The organism is uncultured Tessaracoccus sp., assembly GCF_947286155.1.
Classification (GTDB): Bacteria; Actinomycetota; Actinomycetes; order Propionibacteriales; family Propionibacteriaceae; genus Arachnia.
This window is the reverse complement of the sequence record NZ_CAMYPD010000002.1, coordinates 1-20,763: the sequence shown is the minus strand read 5'-3', so window position 1 is coordinate 20,763 and position 20,763 is coordinate 1. Positions and strand designations below refer to the sequence as shown.

Here is a 20,763-nt window from a genome sequence, read left to right as displayed (position 1 = left end):
AGGGGGTGCTCCAACCCGACGGCAAACTCACCCACGAGCCCGACCCCACCGACACCCCACCTCGCGACGAGTGCGGTGTGTTCGGCGTTTGGGCGCCCGACGAGGACGTCGCCCAGCTCACCTACTTCGGCCTGTTCGCCCTGCAGCACCGCGGCCAGGAATCCGCCGGCATGGCGGTGTCGTCGGGCGAGCGCATCATGGTGTTCAAAGACATGGGTCTGGTGGCGCAGGTCTTCGATGAGTCGACGCTGAAGTCGCTGCCGGGCGGCATCGCCGTCGGGCATACCCGGTATTCGACCGGCGGTTCGTCGACGTGGAACAACGCGCAGCCCACGTTCCGCTCGCGCCCCGACGGCACCGGGCTGGCGCTCGCGCACAACGGTAACCTCACCAACACCGACGAGCTGGAGGCGTGGCTGCGCGAGCTCGCGCCGGATGCGAAGGTCGCGTCGAAGCATGCCGCGATGGATTCGACGTCGGACACGGCCCTCATCTCCGCGCTCATGGTGTCGATGGGGGATCGGCCTCTCGAAGACATCACGCTCGAGGTGCTGCCGCGTCTCAAGGGCGCATTCTCGCTGGTGTTCATGACCCCGACGACGCTGTACGCCGCGCGCGACCCGCAGGGTGTGCGCCCGCTCGTGCTCGGCCGGTTGCGCACAGGCTGGGTAGTGGCGAGCGAGACTGCGGCGCTGGACATCGTCGGCGCATCGTTCATCCGCGAAATTGAGCCGGGGGAGTTCGTCGCCATTGACGCGGCCGGGCTTCGCACCCAGCGGTTCGCCGAGCCGCAGCCGAAGGGCTGCATCTTCGAGTACGTGTACCTGGCGCGCCCGGATACGACGATCGCCGGGCGGGGCGTGTACGACACGCGCGTCGAGATCGGTAGGCGTCTGGCGCACGAGCATCCCGTCGATGCCGACCTGGTGATCCCTACGCCTGATTCCGGCACGCCGTCGGCTATCGGTTTTGCGAAAGGGTCGGGCATCGAGTTCGGGCTCGGGCTGGTGAAGAACGCGTACGTCGGGCGTACGTTCATCCAGCCGTCCGACACCATCCGGCAGCTCGGCATCCGCTTGAAACTGAACCCGCTGCGCTCGGTGATCGACGGCAAGCGGCTCGTGGTCGTCGACGACTCCATCGTGCGCGGCAACACCCAACGCGCCCTCGTTCGGATGCTGCGCGAGGCCGGCGCCAGCGAGGTGCACGTGCGCATCTCGTCTCCGCCGGTGCTGTGGCCGTGTTTCTACGGCATCGACTTCGCCACGCGCGCCGAGCTCATCGCGCCCGGGCTTACCGTCGACGACATCTGCCGTTCCATCGGGGCCGATTCGCTCGGGTATGTCTCCTTGGACGCCATGACCGAGGCGACGACGGTGCCGGCGTCACAGTTGTGCCGGGCCTGTTTCGACGGCCACTATCCCATCCGTATTCCTAAGGAGCAGGGCAAACTGCTCGGCATCACGAACGAGGAGGAGCTGTGAGCAACGCGTACGCGCGGGCGGGCGTCGACATCGAGGCGGGTGACCGCGCCGTCGAGCTGATGAAAGCATCGGTGGCACGCAGCCGCCGCCCTGAGGTGCTGGGCGGGCTGGGCGGCTTCGCCGGGTTCTTCGACGCTAGCGCGCTGAAGGCCATGGAACAGCCGGTACTGGTGAGCTCCACCGACGGTGTGGGCACCAAGGTGGCCATCGCGCAGGCTCTCGACAAGCACGACACGATCGGCTTTGACCTCATCGGCATGCTCGTCGACGACCTCGTCGTCACCGGCGCCGAGCCACTGTTCGTCACCGACTACATCGCGTGTGGCAAGGTGGTTCCCGAGCGCATCGCGGCCATCGTCGGTGGTATCGCCGACGCCTGCGTCGCCGCTGGGTGCTCGCTCGTCGGTGGCGAAACTGCGGAGCATCCTGGCCTGCTCGGTCCCGACGAGTACGACGTCGCCGGCGCCACGACGGGCGTGGTGGAGCGCGCCAAGATTCTCGGCCCCGAGCGGGTGCAGGCGGGCGACGTCGTCGTCGCGATGGCCTCGTCGGGCCTGCACTCCAATGGCTATTCGCTCGTGCGGCACGTGTTGCTGCAGGAGGCGGGCTGGCAGCTCGACCGCCACGTCGACGAGCTCGGGCGCACATTGGGCGAGGAGCTGCTGGAGCCGACGAAGGTGTATGCCCTCGACGTGCTGGCGCTCATCGACGAGGTGGAGACGCACGCGTTCTCGCATATCACCGGTGGCGGGCTCGAAGCGAACCTCGCGCGCGTTATTCCCGACGGGCTGAGCGCGCGCCTGCAGCGCTCGTCGTGGACGCCCGCGCCCATCTTCCAGCTGGTGCAGCAGGTGGGCAGGCTCTCGCACGCCGACGTCGACGCCACGCTCAACATGGGTGTGGGCATGGCGGCCATCATGCCCGCGGAATCCGTCGACGGCGCTCTCGCGCTGCTTGAACGGCGCGGCATCAGCTCCTGGGTGCTGGGTGAAATCACAGACGCCGAGGGCCCGGGCACCGCGGTGCTCGTCTGAGGCTGAGCCTGCTGGCCTTTACACTTCTACGCATGCGACGTGTGTGGGTGATCGGATTGGTACTACTACTACTCGCAGGTTGCCTGCGGGGGGGAGTCGTCGCTCGATCCTGCCGAGGCGCTCAAGCGTATCGGGCAAACGGAATGCGTGGAGCGGTTCGAGCACGATACCGAGCCGTGGACCATCGAGATTGACCCGCAATGTGACGACCTCAAAGCGCTCGGCGAGACCCTGTTTTCACTCGTGAACGACGCCGGCCGCGACGGTAAGCCGGAGGTGATGATCGTGCACGGGCCGTGGAAGGTGCCGGTGGAGTACGAGCACGACCATCATGGCCGGCAACCTGGGCCGGCCGACCTACGGTGGATCCGCTGGCTTGCGGACAAGCCCGTGGTGCAGGGGTCGATTACCAATCTCAGAGCGCAGGTGAAGCTCTCCGACGAGGCCTTACCCGTCGCAGTGATGCGCGATCTCATCGCAGCCGATGTCGTCGACAGTGATCGCGCTGCCCTGAGTATCAAGGGTGATAGCTCGACGATCGAGCTCGCCCCCGGAAACCCGGACCAGGCCGAGCAGTTCGCCGCCTATGAACGGGTGCTTGCGCATGCGTCGTCGAAGACTGGCGAGTTCACGGTGTTGCAGCGAAGGATGACGGTGGCGGTGCGCGATTCCACGCAGGCGATGAGCGTCGTCGAAGCGATCGGCAAGGAGTCTGCTGCACTCAAGGGCTACGATGTGCGCCTCGTGTTCCCCGATGGGCGGCAGGTGCGGGGCAAGGAGTCTGAGCTTCGTGAGGGGCTTCCTCACGAGCCGGAGGTGGCCGAACAGGTGGCGACGACGGGTGCACGTCTGAGGTCCACGGACTTCCGCGGTTCCTACGCTCTCGACGTGCCGGATATCGAGTCGTTCACCAAGGTCGTGGCGTTGGTCTCGTCTGAACAGTGGAAGGGCCTCCCCGACTTCGATGTGCGAGTCACTCCTGGATATGCGGGAAAGGGGTTCGGGATGCGGCCGGAGTTGTGGCGCGTCGTCGGGCCCATCGTCGTGGACGCACACAAGGCCGGCATGACTGAGACGCGCGCCTACGAGCCCAAGGGAGGCACGGCGAAGCGCACCTTCGACATCGAGTTCCAGGCGCCGTCTGACGGCCCGGACCTCAAGTCGGAGGAGGGTTATCGGCGGATCGTCGAGGTGCTCCGGGCGCATCAGTGGGAAGGCCGGGCCCAGATCCAGTTGGCCTACGATGAGTATCTCCTCTTCTGGAGCACTGCCGACGGCAGGGCCGAGGACGCGTACAACACGCTCAGTGGGGCCAAGCAGCGAGAGCCATACGGGTGGGGCAAGGACTTTCTTGCACTATGGGATTCGACGGCAAAGCGCTGAGGGTCCCTGCCTGTCCTGAGCCGTGCGTCCGCTACAGTGTGAGGAAACGATTTCAATAGGAGCGATCGGAGGGTGCTGTGACAGCGATCCTCTTCATGCTCGTGTTTCTCGTGGAGCTGCTCACCTGGGTGTCGATTGGCGTTGTGTTTCATGCCCGAGCCGGCGGTGGCCTCGTCGGATGGATCGTGGCTGTGGCAGCGGTGTGCGTGGTGCTGGCCGCTTGGGCGCGCTGGGCTGCACCGTCGTCGAGAACCCGCACCCCGGCCAAAGCGGCCATGACGAAGATCGTCGTGTACGGCATCGCGGTGGTGGGGATGGCCTCCATTGGGCATCTCGTGTTTGCCCTCGTGCTCGCGGTGTCTGCCTTCGTGCTCTCGCGCGCGTTGGCTGCCGCCACCGGACGCTAAATCTAGGTCACCCTACGACGCGACGAAGCGTGAGCCGACGTTCGTCAGCCCACGCTTCGTGCAGTGATATCGGTTGGTTAGAACCTTGGGGTGATGTTCCAGATGCGCTGCATGTAGTCGCGCATGGAGCGGTCGGAGGTGAAGTAGCCGCAGCGGGCGACGTTCAAGATCGCGGAGCGCGTCCATGCGTCGGTGTCGGCGTACTTCGCTTCCACCTCGGCCTGCTTGTCCATGTAGGAGGCGAAGTCGGCGAACAGCATGAAGCGGTCGTGGTAGAGCCAGCTGGAGACCAGCGACTCGAAGGTGCTGCGGTTGCCGTCGGAGAAGGCCCCCGACGAGATGAGGTCGACGGCCGCCTTGAGCTGCGGGTCCTTCGAGTAGTACTCGCCCGGCTGATAGCCCTTCTGGTGCAGCTCGGCCACTTCCGGCTCGGTCATGCCGAACAGGAAGAAATTGTCGTCGCCCACGAACTTGCGGATTTCGACGTTGGCGCCGTCGTCCGTACCGATGGTGAGCGCGCCGTTTAGGGCGAACTTCATGTTGCCTGTGCCGGAGGCCTCCATGCCCGCGAGCGAGATCTGCTCCGAGAGGTCGGCCGCTGGGATGAGTTTCTCGGCGAGGGTGACGTTGTAGTTCGCCGGGAAGGCCACCTTGAGGCGCCCCTCGAGGCGCTCGTCGGCGTTGATGACTTCGGCCACCTTGTTGATGAGGTGGATGGTGTCTTTCGCCAGGCGGTAGCCGGGGGCGGCCTTCGCGCCGAAGACGACGGTGCGCGGCGTGATATCCGAGGCCTGGAGTTTGCCGGAGATCACCTGCTCGTACAGCGAGACGATGTGCATGAGCTTCAGCGACTGACGCTTGTACTCGTGCAGACGCTTGACCATCACATCGAGGAGGTGTCCGTCGGGGAGCTCGATGCCGTCGCGCTTGGCGAGGAGGTTCGTCAGGCGTGTCTTGTTGAACGCCTTGGCCTCACGGAACCGGGCGCGGAACTCGTCGTCTTCCGCGAAGGGCTCCAGCTCGCGCAGGCGTTCGAGGTCGTTCACCCAGCCCTTGCCGATGGTGTCGCTAATGAGATCCGAGAGCTTGTAGTTCGCCATGCGGATGAAGCGACGGGGCGTGATGCCGTTCGTGACGTTCGTGAACTTGTCGGGCCACAGCTCGGCGAAGTCCTTGAGCACCTTGTCGCGCAGCAGCTGGGAGTGGAGCTCGGCGACACCGTTGATCTTGATGCCGGCGACTGCCGCGAGGTGCGCCATGCGCACGGAACGCTCGGGGTACTCGGCGATGATGGACATGCGCCCGACGCGCACCTCGTCGCCTGGGAACGCGGAACGCACCTCGTCGAGGAACTCCTCGTTGATGCGGTAGATGATCTCCAGGTGGCGGGGGAGCAGGCGGCCCAGCAGCTCCGTCGGCCATACTTCGAGGGCTTCTGGCAGCAGCGTGTGGCAGGTGTATGCGAAACACTTCGACGTGACTTCCCAGGCCTCGTCCCACTCGAAACCCTCCTCATCGATGAGCACACGCATGAGCTCGGGGACGCCGATGACGGGGTGGGTGTCGTTGAGCTGGAAGACGATGCGCTCGTGGAGGTTGTGCAGGTCGAAGTCGTCCTCGAGGCTGCGGATGAAGTCGCGGATCGACGCGGCCACGAAGAAGTACTGCTGCTGCAGGCGGAGTTCCTTGCCCTGCGGGGTGGAGTCTTCGGGGTAGAGCACCTTCGAGATGTTCTCTGCGAAGGTCTGGGCGCGTACCGCCTGCGCGTAATCGCCCGCGTTGAAGATCTGGAGGTCGAACGCGCGCGTCGCCTCAGCCGACCACAGACGCAGGGTGTTCACGCAGCCGTTCTTGAAGCCCGGCACCATGTAGTTGTAGGGCACCGCCTGGACGTCCCACGCGGGGACCCAGCGAGTGCGCTCGCGGCCGTTGTCGTCGGTGTAACTCTCGGTGTGGCCGCCGAAGTTCACCTTGACGGAAGCCTCGGGGTGCGGGAACTCCCACGGGGAGCCGAGCGCGAGCCAGGTGTCGGGCTGCTCGACCTGGCGTCCGTCGACGAAGGTCTGGCGGAAGATGCCGTATTCGTAGCGGATGCCGTAGCCAATGCAGGACACGTTCATCGTCGCGAGCGAATCAATGAAGCAGGCGGCGAGTCGGCCGAGGCCGCCGTTGCCGAGGCCCGGTTCGACTTCCTGTGCCCGCAGACGCCACAACTCAATGCCGCACTGCTTGAGGCCTTCCTCTGCGATCTTGCTGAGGTCGGAAGCCTGCAACGCGTTGCCGAGCTGGCGGCCGAGGAGGTACTCGGCGGAGAGGTAGCCGACGGTCTTGCTGTGGTTTCGCTGATTTGCCTTGGTGGTTTCCAGCCAGCGGGCCATCAGGTAGTTGCGGACGGTGAGCGCTAACGCCATGTACTGGTCGTTAATGCTGGCCGTCTCGAGGGTCACGCCCTGCGTGGTGTTGAGCTCGTGCAGGAACTCCTTCACGAAGCCGTCAACCGTGTGCGGGGGTGTAGCGACAGGGGCGATTGCCAACGCGTGGGTCGGCTCGCTTGAAGGACCAAATACCCGGTGATCAACGTTGGGGGTCTCGTCGGCCTGGAAGTTGCCGTTCGAATGCGCAGTTTCAGCCATGCCTGCATCGTACCGACCCAGGGCGGGCCTGTCGACGGGCGTTGCAGTCGTTGCGTAACGTTGCGCAACGACTTGCATGAAGTGGGTAGAAGAGTACCGGGCCAGGATCTGCGTACTGGCCCGGCACAGCGGGCATGAATTAGGTTCCAGTGGAGGGTAGTCCGATGGGTGGCTTGTCGGGCTTGGGTGGCGCCGGTAGTGAAGGCTCATCATCGACGTCGTCGTCGGGACTCGGTGCATCCACGGAGTCACTGCCCTCGTGTGCGAGAGTGAAGGCCCCCTGGGGTGGCAGTTCGCCGGTAAAGGTGACGCTCCCCAACTTTGTAACGAATTGTTGGCCTACATCGCTGGCATTGAACCAGCCGCGGAGACTCATCTCGGATCCGAGTGCTGCCTCAGCTGTCAGAAGCGTGCCAGCCGGCGGTGAAGTATCAGTGATGGTTCTCAGGACGTCCACCTCGTGGACGGACCACCAGCTGCCAGAGTTGCTGTGGTTGAGGATTCGCACGTAGCGGGCCGAAGTGGGCGCGAGCTGCACCTGAGAGTTCGACGGAGTCCCTGCAACCCGAGCGATGCGTCGCCAGTGTTGGGCGTCGTCGGAGACCTCGATGCTGAAGCGTCTCGAGAAATCGTTGGGCGAGGAAGCATTGTCCAAGACGATGCGGTCGAATTCGGTCCGGGCGCCAAGGTCGATCTGGAGCCATTGTCCGTCGCTCAATCCGATGCCGCTGCTCCAACGCGTTGATGGATCGCCGTCGATGGCCTTGTCCGCCTCGGAGGCCTCATTAGAAGCGGAAGCACGCCAACGCGAGCGGTCGAGGCTTTGTAGCTTGCCCGGGATGCGTGGGTCAGCCCCAGCGGGAGCATTCCAGTGGAACCACCTCCCATCGATGAGGATGGAATCCATGTCTTCGATAACCGCCTGGTCGAACGTCGCGGTTAGTCCGTTCCCCCAATGCAGGTCGACGCTTCCCGTCGCCAATTCCTGCCCCTGGCCGTGCCAAGAGACGGTAGCCGCCCCATGGGCGGGAATGGTGAACGATGCGTGGCGGTCGCCGAAGCGAAGGCTCACTTCTCGCTCAGTGTCGTCTGTATTGTGGGCGACGAGTACATGTGTGCCGTCGGGGTTGGTGAATGCAACGTTGTTGACTCCAGCTAGCGTGCCGGACGCGATCCGTCTCGCCCCTGGTTCGACGAATCTGCTGAAGTGTGCCAATGCCCAGTATTCGATCTCCTTGTTCCAGGTGCCGTCCGGATGCACCGTGATCACGCCACGACAGTTGTCGCAGCCGCCATTGGTGGGGCCGTGATTCGTATCGAGTGCCAGGTTCCACAGCGTAACGCTGCGCGCCCAGTGGGCTGGTGCCTGCGTGAGTACGTACATGGTCCCTGCGAAAGCGTCGGCTGTCGATCCCTGCCAGTCACCTCCGGAGCATTCCGTAAGGTGGGCTGTTCGTCCGGGGAACGCGTTGTGTACCTGGCTTTGGGTTATAGCCTGACCGCCGTAACAGTGCCATGCGGTGCCCTCAACGGTGCTACCGGCGTTGGCGAGCACTTGAGAGGTATAGGCGCTGACGTCCCAGTTATGGTCGTAGGTGAGGATTCTGGTTTCTGGGCTATTCGTCGTCAGTTCTGATTCGAGTTTCTGGGTTATAGCCTGAGCTTGTTGGACGTCCATCTGCATGGTGGGATAGCCGTCAGATGTATGGAGGGGCTCATTCTGAATTGTGAGATAGTCCAGTGGTAATCCGATCTGCTGGTACAGCGATGCGACTCGAGCCAGATAGCGGGCGAACGCATCCTGCGAATCGCTGCGCAGGCTCCCTCCGTGGAGGCTCTGTGACTCCTTCATCCATGCGGGCGCGGTCCATGGTGAGCCGATCAGCGTGAGCTTGGAGCCTGCGGCGCTGTTGGCCGCCTGGAGCTGGGGGAATACGTTCTCGCGATCCCTGTCCAGCGAGACGTGCTGCAGCTTATCGTCGCGCTGGTCTGCGGGCAGATCGTTATAGGTGTACGAGCCCTGTCCGCTGAAATCCGATGCGCCCAGTGGAACTCGCAGCAGGTTGAGGCGCAAGCCCTCTGCGCCGAAGAGATCCTCGATGGCTGCCCGATGTTGTGCCGGGGATAGGCTCGCAAGATTGCGGGCGGAGGAGTCTGTCATCGAGGCTCCGAAACCGATCATGCTCTGGTAACGGCGCGTTGGGTCAACCGGAATCGCATTCCTGTCCGATCCTGCGCCTGATCGCCACTGCACTGTTCTTTTGGCGAGTCGAAGGTCGTTCGTCGGGTCTGTGATGTGTACCGTCAGCGTTTCGTCGGGCAGCGGATCAGCGGCGGCTGTGGGAGGCGGCGATGATGCTGCGCCAATCGCAAGCCCCACTGCAAGTGCCCCATTCACTATGAATCTGGACTTCATTGCGATCTCCTGTAGTGGTGTGGTTTCCTCATCCTTCGCACCTTGTCAGCCGGACTGCCCTGTCGGCCCAGAGTGCGAGTCGAGCGCTGCGATGGCGCGAGCGTCGACGACTCGTGCCCACCGGAGTGCCCTCCCCAATGAGCGGTCATAGTGATGCGCTTGCGGGGATAGAAGTATGTCTACACTACTTACTGACCAGTTGGTAGGCGATTTGAGGAAATCGTCGAAATTGGGGCTGTATCCCAGCTCATGAGGGGGTTACAGGCAATTCAAGTGGCTCAGCGTCGGAAGGGAGGACTGCGCTGAGGAGGGCCTCAAAGCAGAAAGCTGTAGCTTGGGCTAGATCAATGCGCTCGGGATCTAGAAGCCATTGGACCTGCAGCCCATCCATGATGGCGGGAATGCAAGCCGCCGCAAGTTCGACTTTCTTGGGGTCTAGGTCTGCGTGGGGCCATGTTTCTCGGATTGCTGCCACACCCTCCTCTCGCAGTGCGGAGTAGCGATGCTGGAAGAACGGGGTAGCGGGGTGCCCCTCGGTTACGGCTTCCGAGGACAGGACGACATAGGCTTGGACGATGCCTGGGCGCTGTGTGTTCTCGACAGCAGTGTGGACGAGATGGTGAAACCAATCGGCTCCTTGAGGTACATGCTGCTCGGGGAGCTCGGCGACGTCGGAGCGGTCCCGGTATTCCAGTACCGCTTGTAAGAGGTTGTCTTTCGAGCCGAAATGGTGCAGCACTCCTGCGCGGGTGATGCCGACCTGATCGGCGATCTCCTGCAGGGTGCCGGCGCTGGTGCCTTTTGATCCGAAAACCCGTGTGGCGGCGTCCAGAATCTGTTGGCGTCGCGCGGCGCGGCTTACTCGTTGACGCGGCTGGCTCATTGAATCATCACCTCACGTGCTCGGATGCAGGATCTGCGTTGAACTGAGGGTACCCCTTGTGTTGCTGACTTACCGGTAGGTAAGCTATTTCGTAGTTTCGGCGATGTGGCCGATGAGATGGAGGAAATAGCAATGAAGCTGAGAGCCTTGAAAGCAGTAGCCCTGGGTCTGGCATTCGCTATCGGCCTGGTGGGCTGCGGCGGAGATCCGGACAATGGCAGCAAGGGGAACACGGGGGATAGCGGTGGAAGTACTGGTTCGCTCACCATCGCGAAGCCGGATGGGCCGATTACGACCCAGAACAACAATCCGTTCGTAGGCGATGGGTCTGCGTCCCGACTCTCCTACAGCAATGTTATCTACGAGCCGTTGGCCATCGTGAATCTGATCGACCCAAGTGCGGAGCCCGAGCCTTGGCTGGCCAAGGAATTCCAGTGGAACGATGACTACACCTCGATCGAGTTCACTGCGCGCGACGGAGTGAAATGGAGTGATGGCAAGGAGTTCACTGCCCAGGACATCGCCTTCACCTTCGAACTGGTGAAAAACAGCCCTGCTTTAGATGGAGCCAACCTTGGCATCAAGGATGTCTCGGCTGATGGGGACAAGGTCACGGTGACGTTCGAGAAATCTGTCTTCGTGAAGGTCGACAAGGTGCTCCAGCGTCAGATAGTGCCGAAGCACGTCTGGGAGTCAGTGGGCGATCCGGTCAAGTTTGATAACAAGGAGCCAGTCGGCACAGGTCCGTACAAGCTCTCCAAGTTCACCTCACAGAGTGTTGAACTCACTGCCCGCGACGATTATTGGAAGGGTACGCCGGCCGTGGCGACACTCTATTACGTCTCGTACAATGACAACACGGCCCTGACCAATGCCCTGGCCAGTGGAGACGCCGATTGGGCTCAAGCATTCATCCCCAACGTTGAGAGTGCCTTCCTGAGCAAGGACAAGGAACACAACAGATATTGGGCTCCCGCCGGTCTGGGAGTCGACACCATGTTTGTCAACGCTACGACGAAGCCGTTCAACGACGTTGCTTTCCGCAAGGCGATGAACATGGTGATTGATAGGGCGAAGCATGCGGAGATTGCTCGTGAGGGGAGTGTCCCGGCGTTGATGTCGGTGACTGGCTTGCCGACTCCTGCTGGTGACGCCTTCATCGTCGATAAGTACAAGAACCAGGAGTACAAGGTGGACGTCGACGGTGCCAAGAAGGTGCTCCAAGACGCTGGCTACACCTGGGACGGCAACCAGAAGCTGCTTGACCCCCAGGGTGAGGCTGTGACCTTCAAACTGAGCGTTCCGCAGGGATGGAACGACTACGTCACAGGAATCAGTCTGATAGCCGATGCTGCCAAGGCGCTCGGTGTCGAGGCAGCACTCAACACACCCGACGCCGACACGTGGTGGGAGGCTAAGTCCAAGGGCGAATTCCAGGCCATCTTGCACTGGACCGACACTGGTGCCACACCCTACGACATCTACAGTGACACCATGGACGGGCGCTGGCTGAAGCCGGTGGGAGAAGCGGCTGACTACAACTTCGGAAGATTCGATAGCCCCGAGGCTACTAAGGCGCTCGAGGCGTACGCGACCGCATCAAACGAAGACGACCGTGCAGCGGCCCTAGCCCAGGCCCAGGAGATCTTCGTTGAGGAAGTGCCGAGCATGCCGGTTGGGACGCGTCCCAACATCGGCGTGTACAACACTCGTCAGTTCGAAGGCTGGCCCACGCAGGAAGATCCCTACGCGGTACCGGACCCGACCAACGTCGCAGTGGTCCTTGTGCTGAGCAAGCTTAAGGCAGCCTAAGAAGAATCATCGCGTCAAGGAGCTGTGAGGGGCCTGTCAGATTGACTGGCCCCTCACAGACGGAGAGGTACCCATGGCCCAACAAGTCCTGCTCGAGGTTGATGACCTGAGCATCACTTACGACGTCGATCCACGGGTGGAGGCAGTCAAACATGCCACACTCCGGCTGCAGCGGGGCGAGACACTCGGCCTCGCGGGCGAGTCGGGCAGCGGCACGTCGACGCTGGCCTATGGAATTCAACGGTTGCTGAAGCCACCGGCGGTAGTAACCAGCGGAAATGTGACGTTCCACGATCCTTCGGGTGAGGCTGTGGCCGTGTACAGCCTCTCTGACGAGCGCATGCGGGCGTTTCGATGGGACAAGGTCTCTATGGTGTTCCAGGGGGCGATGAACTCCTTGAACCCCGTGCTCCGAGTCGGAGACCAGCTTGATGATGTGTTCCGGGCGCACCGCCCTCGAATGAATCGAACACAGCGTCGCAAGGAGTGCGGTGATCTGCTGGACCTCGTGGGGGTGGGCGCATCTCGCCTGCGGTCCTATCCTCACGAACTCTCTGGCGGGATGCGGCAGCGTGTAATGATCGCTATGGCGCTGGCGCTGCGCCCGGCTCTGATGGTGATGGATGAACCCACCACCGCTCTGGATGTGTTAGTCCAGCGAGAGATTTTGCAGGAGATCACCGCGCTACGTGAGGAACTCGGATTCTCGGTCATCTTCATCACCCATGACCTTCCCCTGCTGCTCGAAATCTCGGATCGCATCGCGATCATGCGGGAGGGAGAGATCGTCGAGCTCAACACGGCGTCAGAGATCTTCCGCCGACCACAGCATGAATACACACGCCGGTTGCTGCAATCTTTCCCGAGCCTCACGGGGGAACGAGGCGACTTCATCCGAGGAGGACGCTGAGCATGGTGACCCTCGAGATGACTAACGTGACAAAGCAATACAAGGTGCGCGGCAAAGGCGCCTTTCTCGCGCTCGATGACGTGTCGCTCAGCCTGAGCTCAGGGCAGACGATCGCGCTCGTCGGGCAGAGCGGCTCTGGAAAATCCACTATCGCGAAGATCCTGATGCGCATGGAGCGTCAAACCTCTGGTGAGGTCACCTTTGACGGCAAGAGCATCCCGAAGCGGGGCCGCGCATTGCGCGCCCATCGCCAGCGCGTTCGGATGGTGTTTCAGGATCCTTTCGCATCGCTCAACCCGTACCGCACCATTCGTCAGCACCTTGAACGCCCATTGATCCTGAGCGGGCAGTCTGCCCAACGTGCCGACGTGCTGCGCCTGCTGGAGGAAGTGCAGCTGGATGCTGAACAGCTCATCGAACGTCTGCCCCATGAGCTCTCCGGAGGGCAGCGGCAGCGCATCGCGATCGCGAGGTCGCTCGCAACCAAACCGGAGTTGCTCATCGCAGACGAGCCAGTGTCGATGCTGGATGTGTCGATTCGTCTGGGCGTGCTCAACTTGATTGCCGATCTGCAGCATGAGCACGGCCTGGGAGTGCTCTACATCACGCACGATCTGGCTACTGCAAGGCACTTCAGTGACGAGATTGTGGTGCTTCATGATGGGCAGGTGGTGGAGCACGGGCCTGCCGACGACGTCATTCTCCGCCCCAGAGATCCCTACACCCGGGCGCTGAGGGACGCGTCGCCGGACCCGGAGCGGCATTTTCGCGATCTGGAAGGAGCGAAACGATGCGATTCCTGATTCGCCGCACGGTCTTCTATCTGTTCACAGCGTGGGCTGCGCTCACGATCAATTTCCTGCTGCCTCGAATGCTGAAGGGAGACCCGGTCAGCGCCTATCTGCAGAAGAATCAGGGCAACATCAGCCCTGAAGCCATCGCGTCGCTCAAGGTTCTCTTCGGGCTCGACACGGAACGCACGATGCTGCAGCAGTACTTCGACTACTGGGGGCTCCTATTCCGCGGTGATCTGGGTTCGTCCTTCTCTCACGGGCTCGCTCCGGTGGGCGAGGTCATCTCCACTGCGCTGCCCTGGACCATCGGTTTGGTCGGTGTCGCAACGGTCATCTCGTTCCTGCTGGGTACGGGCATTGGCGTGATCATCGGCTGGCGGCGGGGAGGGGCCACCGACTGGTTGGTCCCAATCACGACCTTCTTCTCCACCGTCCCCTACTTCTGGATGGGACTCATCGCGATCGCGATCTTCTCTTCAGGCCTTGGATGGCTGCCTGCTTCGCATGCCTACGGCAAGAGCGTCACACCTGCCTGGACCGGAGAATTCATCGGAGAAGTTGTGACCCATGCGATCCTGCCCGTCGCGACAATCGTGCTCACTTCTCTCGGCGGTTGGGTGCTGGGAATGCGCAACATGATGATCACTGTTCTGGACGAGGACTACGTCACCGTTGCAGAAGCCAAAGGGCTACCGCGCCGCCGGGTGATCGTCAGCTATGCTGCGCGCAACGCGCTTCTGCCACAGCTTTCAAGCTTCGCCTTGTCGCTCGGCTTCATCGTGGGTGGAACCCTCGTGATGGAACTCGTCTTTAGTTACCCGGGCATCGGCAAACTGCTGCTCGACGCAACCAACGCCAAGGATTATCCACTGATGCAGGGAATCTTCCTGGTCATCACGCTCTCCGTGCTCATCGCCAACATTCTGGCGGATGTAGCCTACGCAATCCTCGACCCGCGAGCTCGACAGGCGGAGGTCTGACATGACTGTTTCCGTGACACAAGAAGCGGCGCCTCAGCGCACGGGCAAGGCGACGAAGAACAGATTCGCAGCATTTCGCAACCGCAAATCCCTGATCGGTTTATCAATCCTGGGCTTCTTCGTACTCGTGGCATTGCTGGCCGATGTGATCGCGCCATATGACCCGCTGTCCAAGGACTACTCCGCACTTCGACAGCCTCCATCTGCTGCACATTTGCTCGGCACTACCCATTTGGGTGAGGACGTGTTGAGTCAGATCATCTACGGCACACGGGGTGTGTTGATCGTCGGAGCGATTTCTGGCGTGATCGCCACCGCGGTGGCGGTTCTCGTGGGTGTCACCGCAGGCATGGTTGCAGGATGGCGCAGCGAGACGCTGTCGGCCATCACTAACGTGTTCCTGGTTATTCCCGGACTGCCGCTGATGATCATCGTGGCTGCTCAGTACGAAAACCCAAGCCTGCTTCTGGTCTCCGCAGTGCTGGCGATCACTGGATGGGCCTGGGGCGCCAGAGTCCTACGCGCGCAGACTATGTCCCTGCAGAGCCGTGATTTCGTTCAGGCCGCAAGGCTGAACGGCGAATCGCTATGGCGAATCATCACGGTCGAGATGCTCCCGAACCTGGCGGCGATTATTGCATCTAGCTTCGTGGGCACAGTCAATGCTGCTGTGCTTGGCCTGACCACCCTCGCCTTCATCGGAGTCGTCCCAATCACCAACCTGAACTGGGGCACAGTGCTCTTCTGGGCTCAACAGAACGGGGCATTCCCGGATTTCTGGTGGTGGTATGTGCCGGCCGGACTCTGCATCGCGCTGCTGGGCATGTCACTGGCGCTCATCAACTTCGGCATCGACGAGTACGTCAACCCCCGCCTACGTTCCGCAGGCGAACGCTCCCGCTCGAGGAAGTCCTTGGGCCGGGGATCGCGCACCCCCGTGAGACGGGCAGCTGAATCGAATACTGAACCCAACCGAAACCGTGATCAGGAGGAACACGGAGATGAGTGAGACGCCTGCCTACCGAGATGCAACGCTGCCGGTGGAACAACGAGTGGAGGACCTACTTCGGCGGATGTCGCTGCAGGAGAAGGTCGGTCAGATGCTTCAACTCGATGCGCGCGGCGATGTCGAGGCTCTGGTGCACGACTGGCATGTCGGCTCTATTCTGCACACATCGCCGGAGAAGGTGCTTCGTGCCCAGGCGGCTGTGAAGCAGACCCGGCTCGGAATTCCGCTACTGGTTGCAGAAGATGTGATTCACGGGCACTCCTTCTGGGAAGGAGCGACGATCTTCCCCACGCAGCTCGGTATGGCTGCGTCCTGGGCGCCGGGCCTGGTCCGTCGCAGTGCAGCGATCGCAGCGATGGAAGCCCGAGCAACTGGGATTCATTGGACCTTCTCACCGGTGTTGTGTATCGCCCGAGACCTGCGATGGGGTCGCGTCAATGAGACTTTTGGGGAGGACCCCTTCCTCATCGGGGAACTCGCTTCAGCCATGGTCGCCGGTTATCAGGGTGAGGGCGGGTCGTCAGGGATCATGGCGACCGCCAAGCACTTCGCTGGCTACTCGGAGACTCAGGGTGGACGGGATGCGAGTGAAGCAGATATCTCGAGGCGCAAGCTGGAATCCTGGTTCCTTCCACCCTTCGAGCGAGTGGCGAAGGAAGGGTGCGCGACGTTCATGCTGGGCTATCAGACCATGGACGGTGTCCCCATCACCATCAATGAATGGTTGCTGACCGATGTGCTCCGCGACAAATGGGGTTATCGTGGCGCACTTGTCACTGACTGGGACAACGTGGGGCGAATGGTGTGGGAACAGAAGGTGCAACCAGATCACGCGCATGCCGCCGCTGCCGCAATTCGGGCAGGCAACGACGTCATCATGACGACACCACAATTCTTCCAGGGGGCGCAGGATGCCGTCGATCTGGGCCTTGTTGACGAAGAGCTGATCGATCAGGCTGTCCGACGCATTCTCACGCTCAAGTTCAGACGAGGTCTATTTGAAGACGCGGGGGAGCCCGATGCATCTGCACAGCGTTCTATCGGTAGCGCTGAGCATGCACGAGTGAATCTGGAGATCGCCCGCCGTTCGCTGGTGCTCCTACGCAACGAGGACATCCTTCCGCTCGATAACACTCCCTTGCGCATCGCAGTGGTCGGCCCACTAGCCGACGACGCCCAGACACAGCTTGGCGACTGGGCAGGATCCTCCGGACAGATCGATTGGATGCCCAACGGGCATCCGCGGGAGATGATCGCGACAGCGCTGGATGGGCTTCGGGAACAGGCTCCGGAAGGTGTTGAGGTCAGCTATGCCAAGGGTGCGGAGATTGTTATCTCTGAGCCTGATCCACGCGGCGCGTTCCCAGACGGCCAACCTCGAATGCCGATCGCGGTCTCGGCACCGATCGATGAAGCCCAGCTCGGTGAGGCCGTGAAACTAGCCGAGAGATCGGATGTGATCGTTGCGGTGGTGGGTGACTGCATCGAGCTGGTGGGAGAGGCCAGATCAACCGCAACGCTGGAGCTTCTTGGCGGACAACATGCGCTGTTGCAAGCCCTGGCAGCGACGGGCAAGCCATTGATCATCGTGATGGTGGCTTCAAAGCCACTGATCATCCCTGAGGATGTGCGCCATGATGCGTTCATCTGGGCTGCCAATCCGGGTATGCGTGGAGGCCAGGCGATTGCAGAATTGATCTACGGACAGATCGAGCCGAGCGGGCGCCTACCTATCTCGTTCGCACGCCATGCTGGGCAACAGCCGACCTATTACAACCAGATTCGTGGTCAGCACGGAGACCGATATGCAGACCTGACCCAAGAGCCGACGTATGTATTCGGCGAAGGCCTCGCTTACACCGAATTTGCCTACTCCTGCTTGAAGCTGGAGACCGCCGAACTCGCAGCAGACGGCGAACTTCGTGCCAGCGTAGAAGTGACTAACACCGGCCATCGACCGGGACTAGAGACTGTGCAGCTCTACATTCGAGATTTGGTCACTTCCGTGAGCTGGGTTGATAAGGAACTCAAGGCCTTCCAACAGATTGAACTCCAACCTGGAGAGACACGACGTGTTCATCTCGTCCTGCCTGTCTCTCAGTGCACGATTGTCAACGCGGCCGGAGACCGTGTGGTGGAACCGGGTGAGTTCGAGGTGCTCATCGGGCATTCGTCGAGAACAGAGGACCTCCTCGCCGCCAGTTTCACTGTCACAGAGAGCGTGTAAGCACCAGGGCCAGCTTGGGGCGTGTGCGGTTCGGGCGATGAGCGCGAGCGGGGTGTGGGAAGCTACCTCAGATCCTTGCTCGCTCTTCCAAGCACACATGCCCGGGATGCGCCGCGGCCGAGGCTGGTTCCACCTGGAAGGTTGCATGGCGGATGTTGAAGTGGCGCGCGGTGCAGTCCTGTGCCGCCTGCACGACCTCGGCGGCGTGGCCGTCGTGGAAGCACTCGTCGTCGACGACAATGTGCCCGGTGACGATGGGTAGGCCCGTGGCGATCGTGGATGCGTGCAGGTCATGGACCCCCTTGACCTGCTCGAGCGCCAGGAGATGGGCGCGCACCTCGTCGAGGTCGAGTGCCTCGGGGGTCTGCTCCATCAGTACCCGCAGCGTGCCGCGCAGGATGATCATCGCGCGGGGCACGATGAGCGCTGCGATGAGCAGGCTCGCGATCGCGTCGGCCTGCTGGAATCCCGTCGTGGCGATCAGGATGCCTGCGACGATCACGCCTAGTGAACCGAGGGCGTCGTTGAATACCTCCAGGAAGGCGGCGCGCATGTTGAAGTTGGCGTCGCGGCTTGAATGCAGCACCGCGATGGATGCGAGGTTGGCGATCAGCCCGACGACGCCGAAGGCCATCACGAGAGGGCCGTGCAGCTGTGGGGGATCGAAGAGGCGTCGCAACCCTTCGACAGCCGCATAGCACCCGACGACGATCAGCACCGTGGCTTGGGCGAGGGCGGCGAGCACCTCGGCGCGGCGGAAGCCCCACGTTCGGCTCGTATCGGCGGGCCGGCGCATGAGGGTCGCAGCGCTGAGCGCGAGCACGAGTCCAGACGCGTCCACGACGACGTGCACGGTGTCGGTGAGCAGCGCGAGGCTGCCTGTGATGATCGACCCCACCAACTGCGCGACGACGACCGTCGACGTGATCACCAACGCTATCCAAAGCTTCCGACGATGCACGTCGGCCCCATGCGTGTGTGCGTGTTCGGCACCCATTCGATTTAACTCCTCGTGGGAGCGGAATCGTCTTCTGAGGAGCTGTGCAGGTGACTGCACAGCTGGGCGGCACGGCCGGTGGAGTTGAGCATCTGCTCGGCGGCTGCGACGAGGATCTTCAGCAGCGCAGGCTCCGCGAGTGCGTACCAGGTGGTGCGCCCCTCGGGGCGAGCTGTGAGCAGGCCGCATTCCACGAGAAACGAGATGTGTTTACTCACCGTGGATTGCGCGAGATCCATGTGCTCGACGAGGTCACGCACCCGGTGCTCGCCGGATGCGAGGTGCTGCAGGATCGCCAGCCGGGCAGGCTCGGCGAGCGCTTGAAACAGATGCGCATAGGCCTCGGTCGCGTGATTGTCGACGACCACCTCAGAATTAATCGTCATGTAGCGATGATAGCGCTAGATGACGATATTGCAAGACGGGTGCGGATCTCGGTCAAACACATGGCGCCCTCCCCGAATGCGTTGGGGAGGGCGCCGTCGGTGATTGGATGTGACGTCAGAGCGCGTCGATGACGGCGTTCATCGTCGTGGACGGACGCATCACCTGCGCCGCCTTGTCGGGGTTGGGACGGTAGTAGCCGCCGATGTCCGCAGGGTTGCCTTGCACGCCGACGAGCTCGTCGACGATGTGCGTCTCGCCGTCGACGAGCGCCTTCGCCACGGGTGCGAACTTCTCGGCGAGGGCCTGGTCGTCGGTTTGCTTCGCGAGCTCCTCGGCCCAGTAACGGGCGAGCCAGTAGTGCGAACCGCGGTTGTCGATGCCGCCGAGGCGACGCGTCGGCGACTTGTCATTGAGCAGGAACGACGTGTTCGCGGCGTCGAGTGCCTTCGCGAGCACGCGGGCGCCGGCGTTGTCGTTGGCCTGGCCGAACTGCTCGAGTGACGCAGCCAGCGCCAGGAACTCGCCCAACGAATCCCAACGGAGGTAGTTCTCCTCGACGAGCTGCTGCACGTGCTTCGGCGCGGAACCGCCAGCCCCGGTCTCGAACAGGCCGCCACCCGCCATGAGCGGAACGATGGAGAGCATCTTCGCCGAGGTGCCCAGCTCGAGAATGGGGAAGAGGTCGGTCAGGTAGTCGCGCAGCACGTTGCCGGTGACGCTGATGGTGTTCTCGCCGCGACGGATACGCTCGACGGAGAACTTCGTCGCTTCAACCGGCGACATGATGCGGATGTCGAGCCCGTCGGTGTCGTGGTCTTGGAGGTAACGCTCCACCTTCTCCTTGACGTTGCGGTCGTGTGCGCGGGCGTCATCGAGCCAGAAGACGGCCGGCCAACCGGTAGCGCGGGCGCGGGTGACGGCGAGCTTCACCCAGTCCTGCAGGGGGAGATCCTTCGTCTGGCACGCACGCCAGATGTCGCCGGCCTCAACATCGTGCGAGAGCAGCACGTCGCCAGCGGCGTTCACCACCTCAACGCGGCCATCCGAGGTGATCTCGAAGGTCTTGTCGTGCGAGCCGTACTCCTCCGCCTTCTGCGCCATGAGCCCGACGTTCGGGACGGTGCCCATCGTCGTCGGATCGAACGCGCCGTTAGCCTGGCAGTCCTCAATCACTGCCTGGTACACGCCGGCGTACGAGGAATCGGGCAGCACGGCCAAGGTGTCGTGCTCCTCGCCGTCGGCGCCCCACATGTGGCCCGAGGTGCGGATCATCGCCGGCATCGAGGCGTCGACGATCACGTCGGAGGGCACGTGCAGGTTGGTGATGCCCTTGTCGGAGTTCACCATCGCCAGCGCCGGGCCGTTCGCCATCGCCTCGTCGAAGGCGGCGCGAATCTCCGCTCCACC

Annotated in this window: 16 protein-coding genes; 10 read left to right on the top strand and 6 right to left on the bottom strand. The window is 62.4% G+C overall.

The window, feature by feature from the left end:
• Window positions 1-5 precede the first annotated feature (5 nt).
• The 4 genes from purF (at window position 6) to Q0X68_RS00695 (ending at window position 4,308) form a co-directional block, all read left to right on the top strand.
• Window positions 6-1,484: an amidophosphoribosyltransferase gene (purF, locus tag Q0X68_RS00710; protein ID WP_297746092.1), complete on the top strand. Its 1,479-nt coding sequence runs from the start codon at window positions 6-8 to the stop codon at window positions 1,482-1,484.
• Window positions 1,481-2,518 (top strand): phosphoribosylformylglycinamidine cyclo-ligase, encoded by a 1,038-nt coding sequence (gene purM / locus Q0X68_RS00705; protein WP_297746089.1) that lies wholly within the window; start codon window positions 1,481-1,483, stop codon window positions 2,516-2,518. Before purF ends, purM begins: the two co-directional genes overlap by 4 nt.
• 147 nt (window positions 2,519-2,665) lie before the next feature.
• Window positions 2,666-3,901, top strand: coding sequence for a hypothetical protein (locus Q0X68_RS00700; RefSeq protein WP_297746086.1), 1,236 nt, complete (start codon window positions 2,666-2,668; stop codon window positions 3,899-3,901).
• 77 nt (window positions 3,902-3,978) lie between these two features.
• On the top strand, window positions 3,979-4,308 hold the full coding sequence (locus tag Q0X68_RS00695) for a DUF2568 domain-containing protein (RefSeq protein WP_297746083.1): 330 nt from the start codon (window positions 3,979-3,981) through the stop codon (window positions 4,306-4,308).
• A gap of 77 nt (window positions 4,309-4,385) precedes the next feature.
• On the opposite strand, the gene Q0X68_RS00690 is transcribed toward Q0X68_RS00695, so the two are convergent.
• From Q0X68_RS00690 to Q0X68_RS00680, 3 genes are all read right to left on the bottom strand, one after another.
• Entirely contained in the window at window positions 4,386-6,941 is a 2,556-nt protein-coding gene (locus tag Q0X68_RS00690; protein WP_297746080.1) for a glycogen/starch/alpha-glucan phosphorylase, read from the bottom strand.
• 139 nt (window positions 6,942-7,080) lie between these two features.
• On the bottom strand, window positions 7,081-9,123 hold the full coding sequence (locus Q0X68_RS00685) for a discoidin domain-containing protein (RefSeq protein ID WP_297746312.1): 2,043 nt from the start codon (window positions 9,121-9,123) through the stop codon (window positions 7,081-7,083).
• Window positions 9,124-9,604: 481 nt separating this feature from the next.
• Window positions 9,605-10,240, bottom strand: coding sequence for a TetR/AcrR family transcriptional regulator (locus tag Q0X68_RS00680; protein ID WP_297746077.1), 636 nt, complete (start codon window positions 10,238-10,240; stop codon window positions 9,605-9,607).
• Window positions 10,241-10,345: 105 nt separating this feature from the next.
• Between Q0X68_RS00680 and Q0X68_RS00675 the strand changes: the two genes are divergently transcribed.
• From Q0X68_RS00675 to Q0X68_RS00650, 6 genes are all read left to right on the top strand, one after another.
• Window positions 10,346-12,052 carry an ABC transporter substrate-binding protein gene (locus Q0X68_RS00675; protein WP_297746074.1) on the top strand — a complete coding sequence of 569 codons (1,707 nt, stop codon included), beginning with the start codon at window positions 10,346-10,348 and terminating at the stop codon, window positions 12,050-12,052.
• A gap of 73 nt (window positions 12,053-12,125) precedes the next feature.
• A complete protein-coding gene (locus Q0X68_RS00670; protein ID WP_297746071.1) occupies window positions 12,126-12,962 on the top strand; it encodes an ABC transporter ATP-binding protein in 837 nt (278 codons plus the stop codon).
• A 17-nt stretch (window positions 12,963-12,979) separates the two neighbouring features.
• Window positions 12,980-13,765 (top strand): ABC transporter ATP-binding protein, encoded by a 786-nt coding sequence (locus Q0X68_RS00665; RefSeq protein WP_297746068.1) that lies wholly within the window; start codon window positions 12,980-12,982, stop codon window positions 13,763-13,765.
• A complete protein-coding gene (locus tag Q0X68_RS00660) occupies window positions 13,753-14,736 on the top strand; it encodes an ABC transporter permease (protein ID WP_297746065.1) in 984 nt (327 codons plus the stop codon). The genes Q0X68_RS00665 and Q0X68_RS00660 overlap by 13 nt, the downstream gene beginning before the upstream one ends.
• Before the next feature lies 1 nt (window position 14,737).
• The gene (locus Q0X68_RS00655; protein WP_297746062.1) at window positions 14,738-15,745 is read left to right on the top strand and encodes an ABC transporter permease; all 1,008 of its coding nucleotides are present in this window, start codon (window positions 14,738-14,740) and stop codon (window positions 15,743-15,745) included.
• Window positions 15,746-15,809: 64 nt separating this feature from the next.
• Window positions 15,810-17,972 carry a glycoside hydrolase family 3 N-terminal domain-containing protein gene (locus tag Q0X68_RS00650; RefSeq protein WP_297746059.1) on the top strand — a complete coding sequence of 721 codons (2,163 nt, stop codon included), beginning with the start codon at window positions 15,810-15,812 and terminating at the stop codon, window positions 17,970-17,972.
• A gap of 67 nt (window positions 17,973-18,039) precedes the next feature.
• Here Q0X68_RS00650 and Q0X68_RS00645 read toward each other — a convergent pair whose 3' ends face one another.
• The 3 genes from Q0X68_RS00645 to Q0X68_RS00635 form a co-directional block, all read right to left on the bottom strand.
• Entirely contained in the window at window positions 18,040-18,969 is a 930-nt protein-coding gene (locus tag Q0X68_RS00645) for a cation diffusion facilitator family transporter (protein WP_297746056.1), read from the bottom strand.
• Between the two features lie 5 nt (window positions 18,970-18,974).
• The gene (locus Q0X68_RS00640; RefSeq protein ID WP_297746053.1) at window positions 18,975-19,355 is read right to left on the bottom strand and encodes a helix-turn-helix transcriptional regulator; all 381 of its coding nucleotides are present in this window, start codon (window positions 19,353-19,355) and stop codon (window positions 18,975-18,977) included.
• A 115-nt stretch (window positions 19,356-19,470) separates the two neighbouring features.
• Window positions 19,471-20,763, bottom strand: a 1,293-nt coding sequence (locus tag Q0X68_RS00635) for an NADP-dependent isocitrate dehydrogenase (protein WP_297746050.1), incomplete at its 5' end; no start/stop codon positions are given.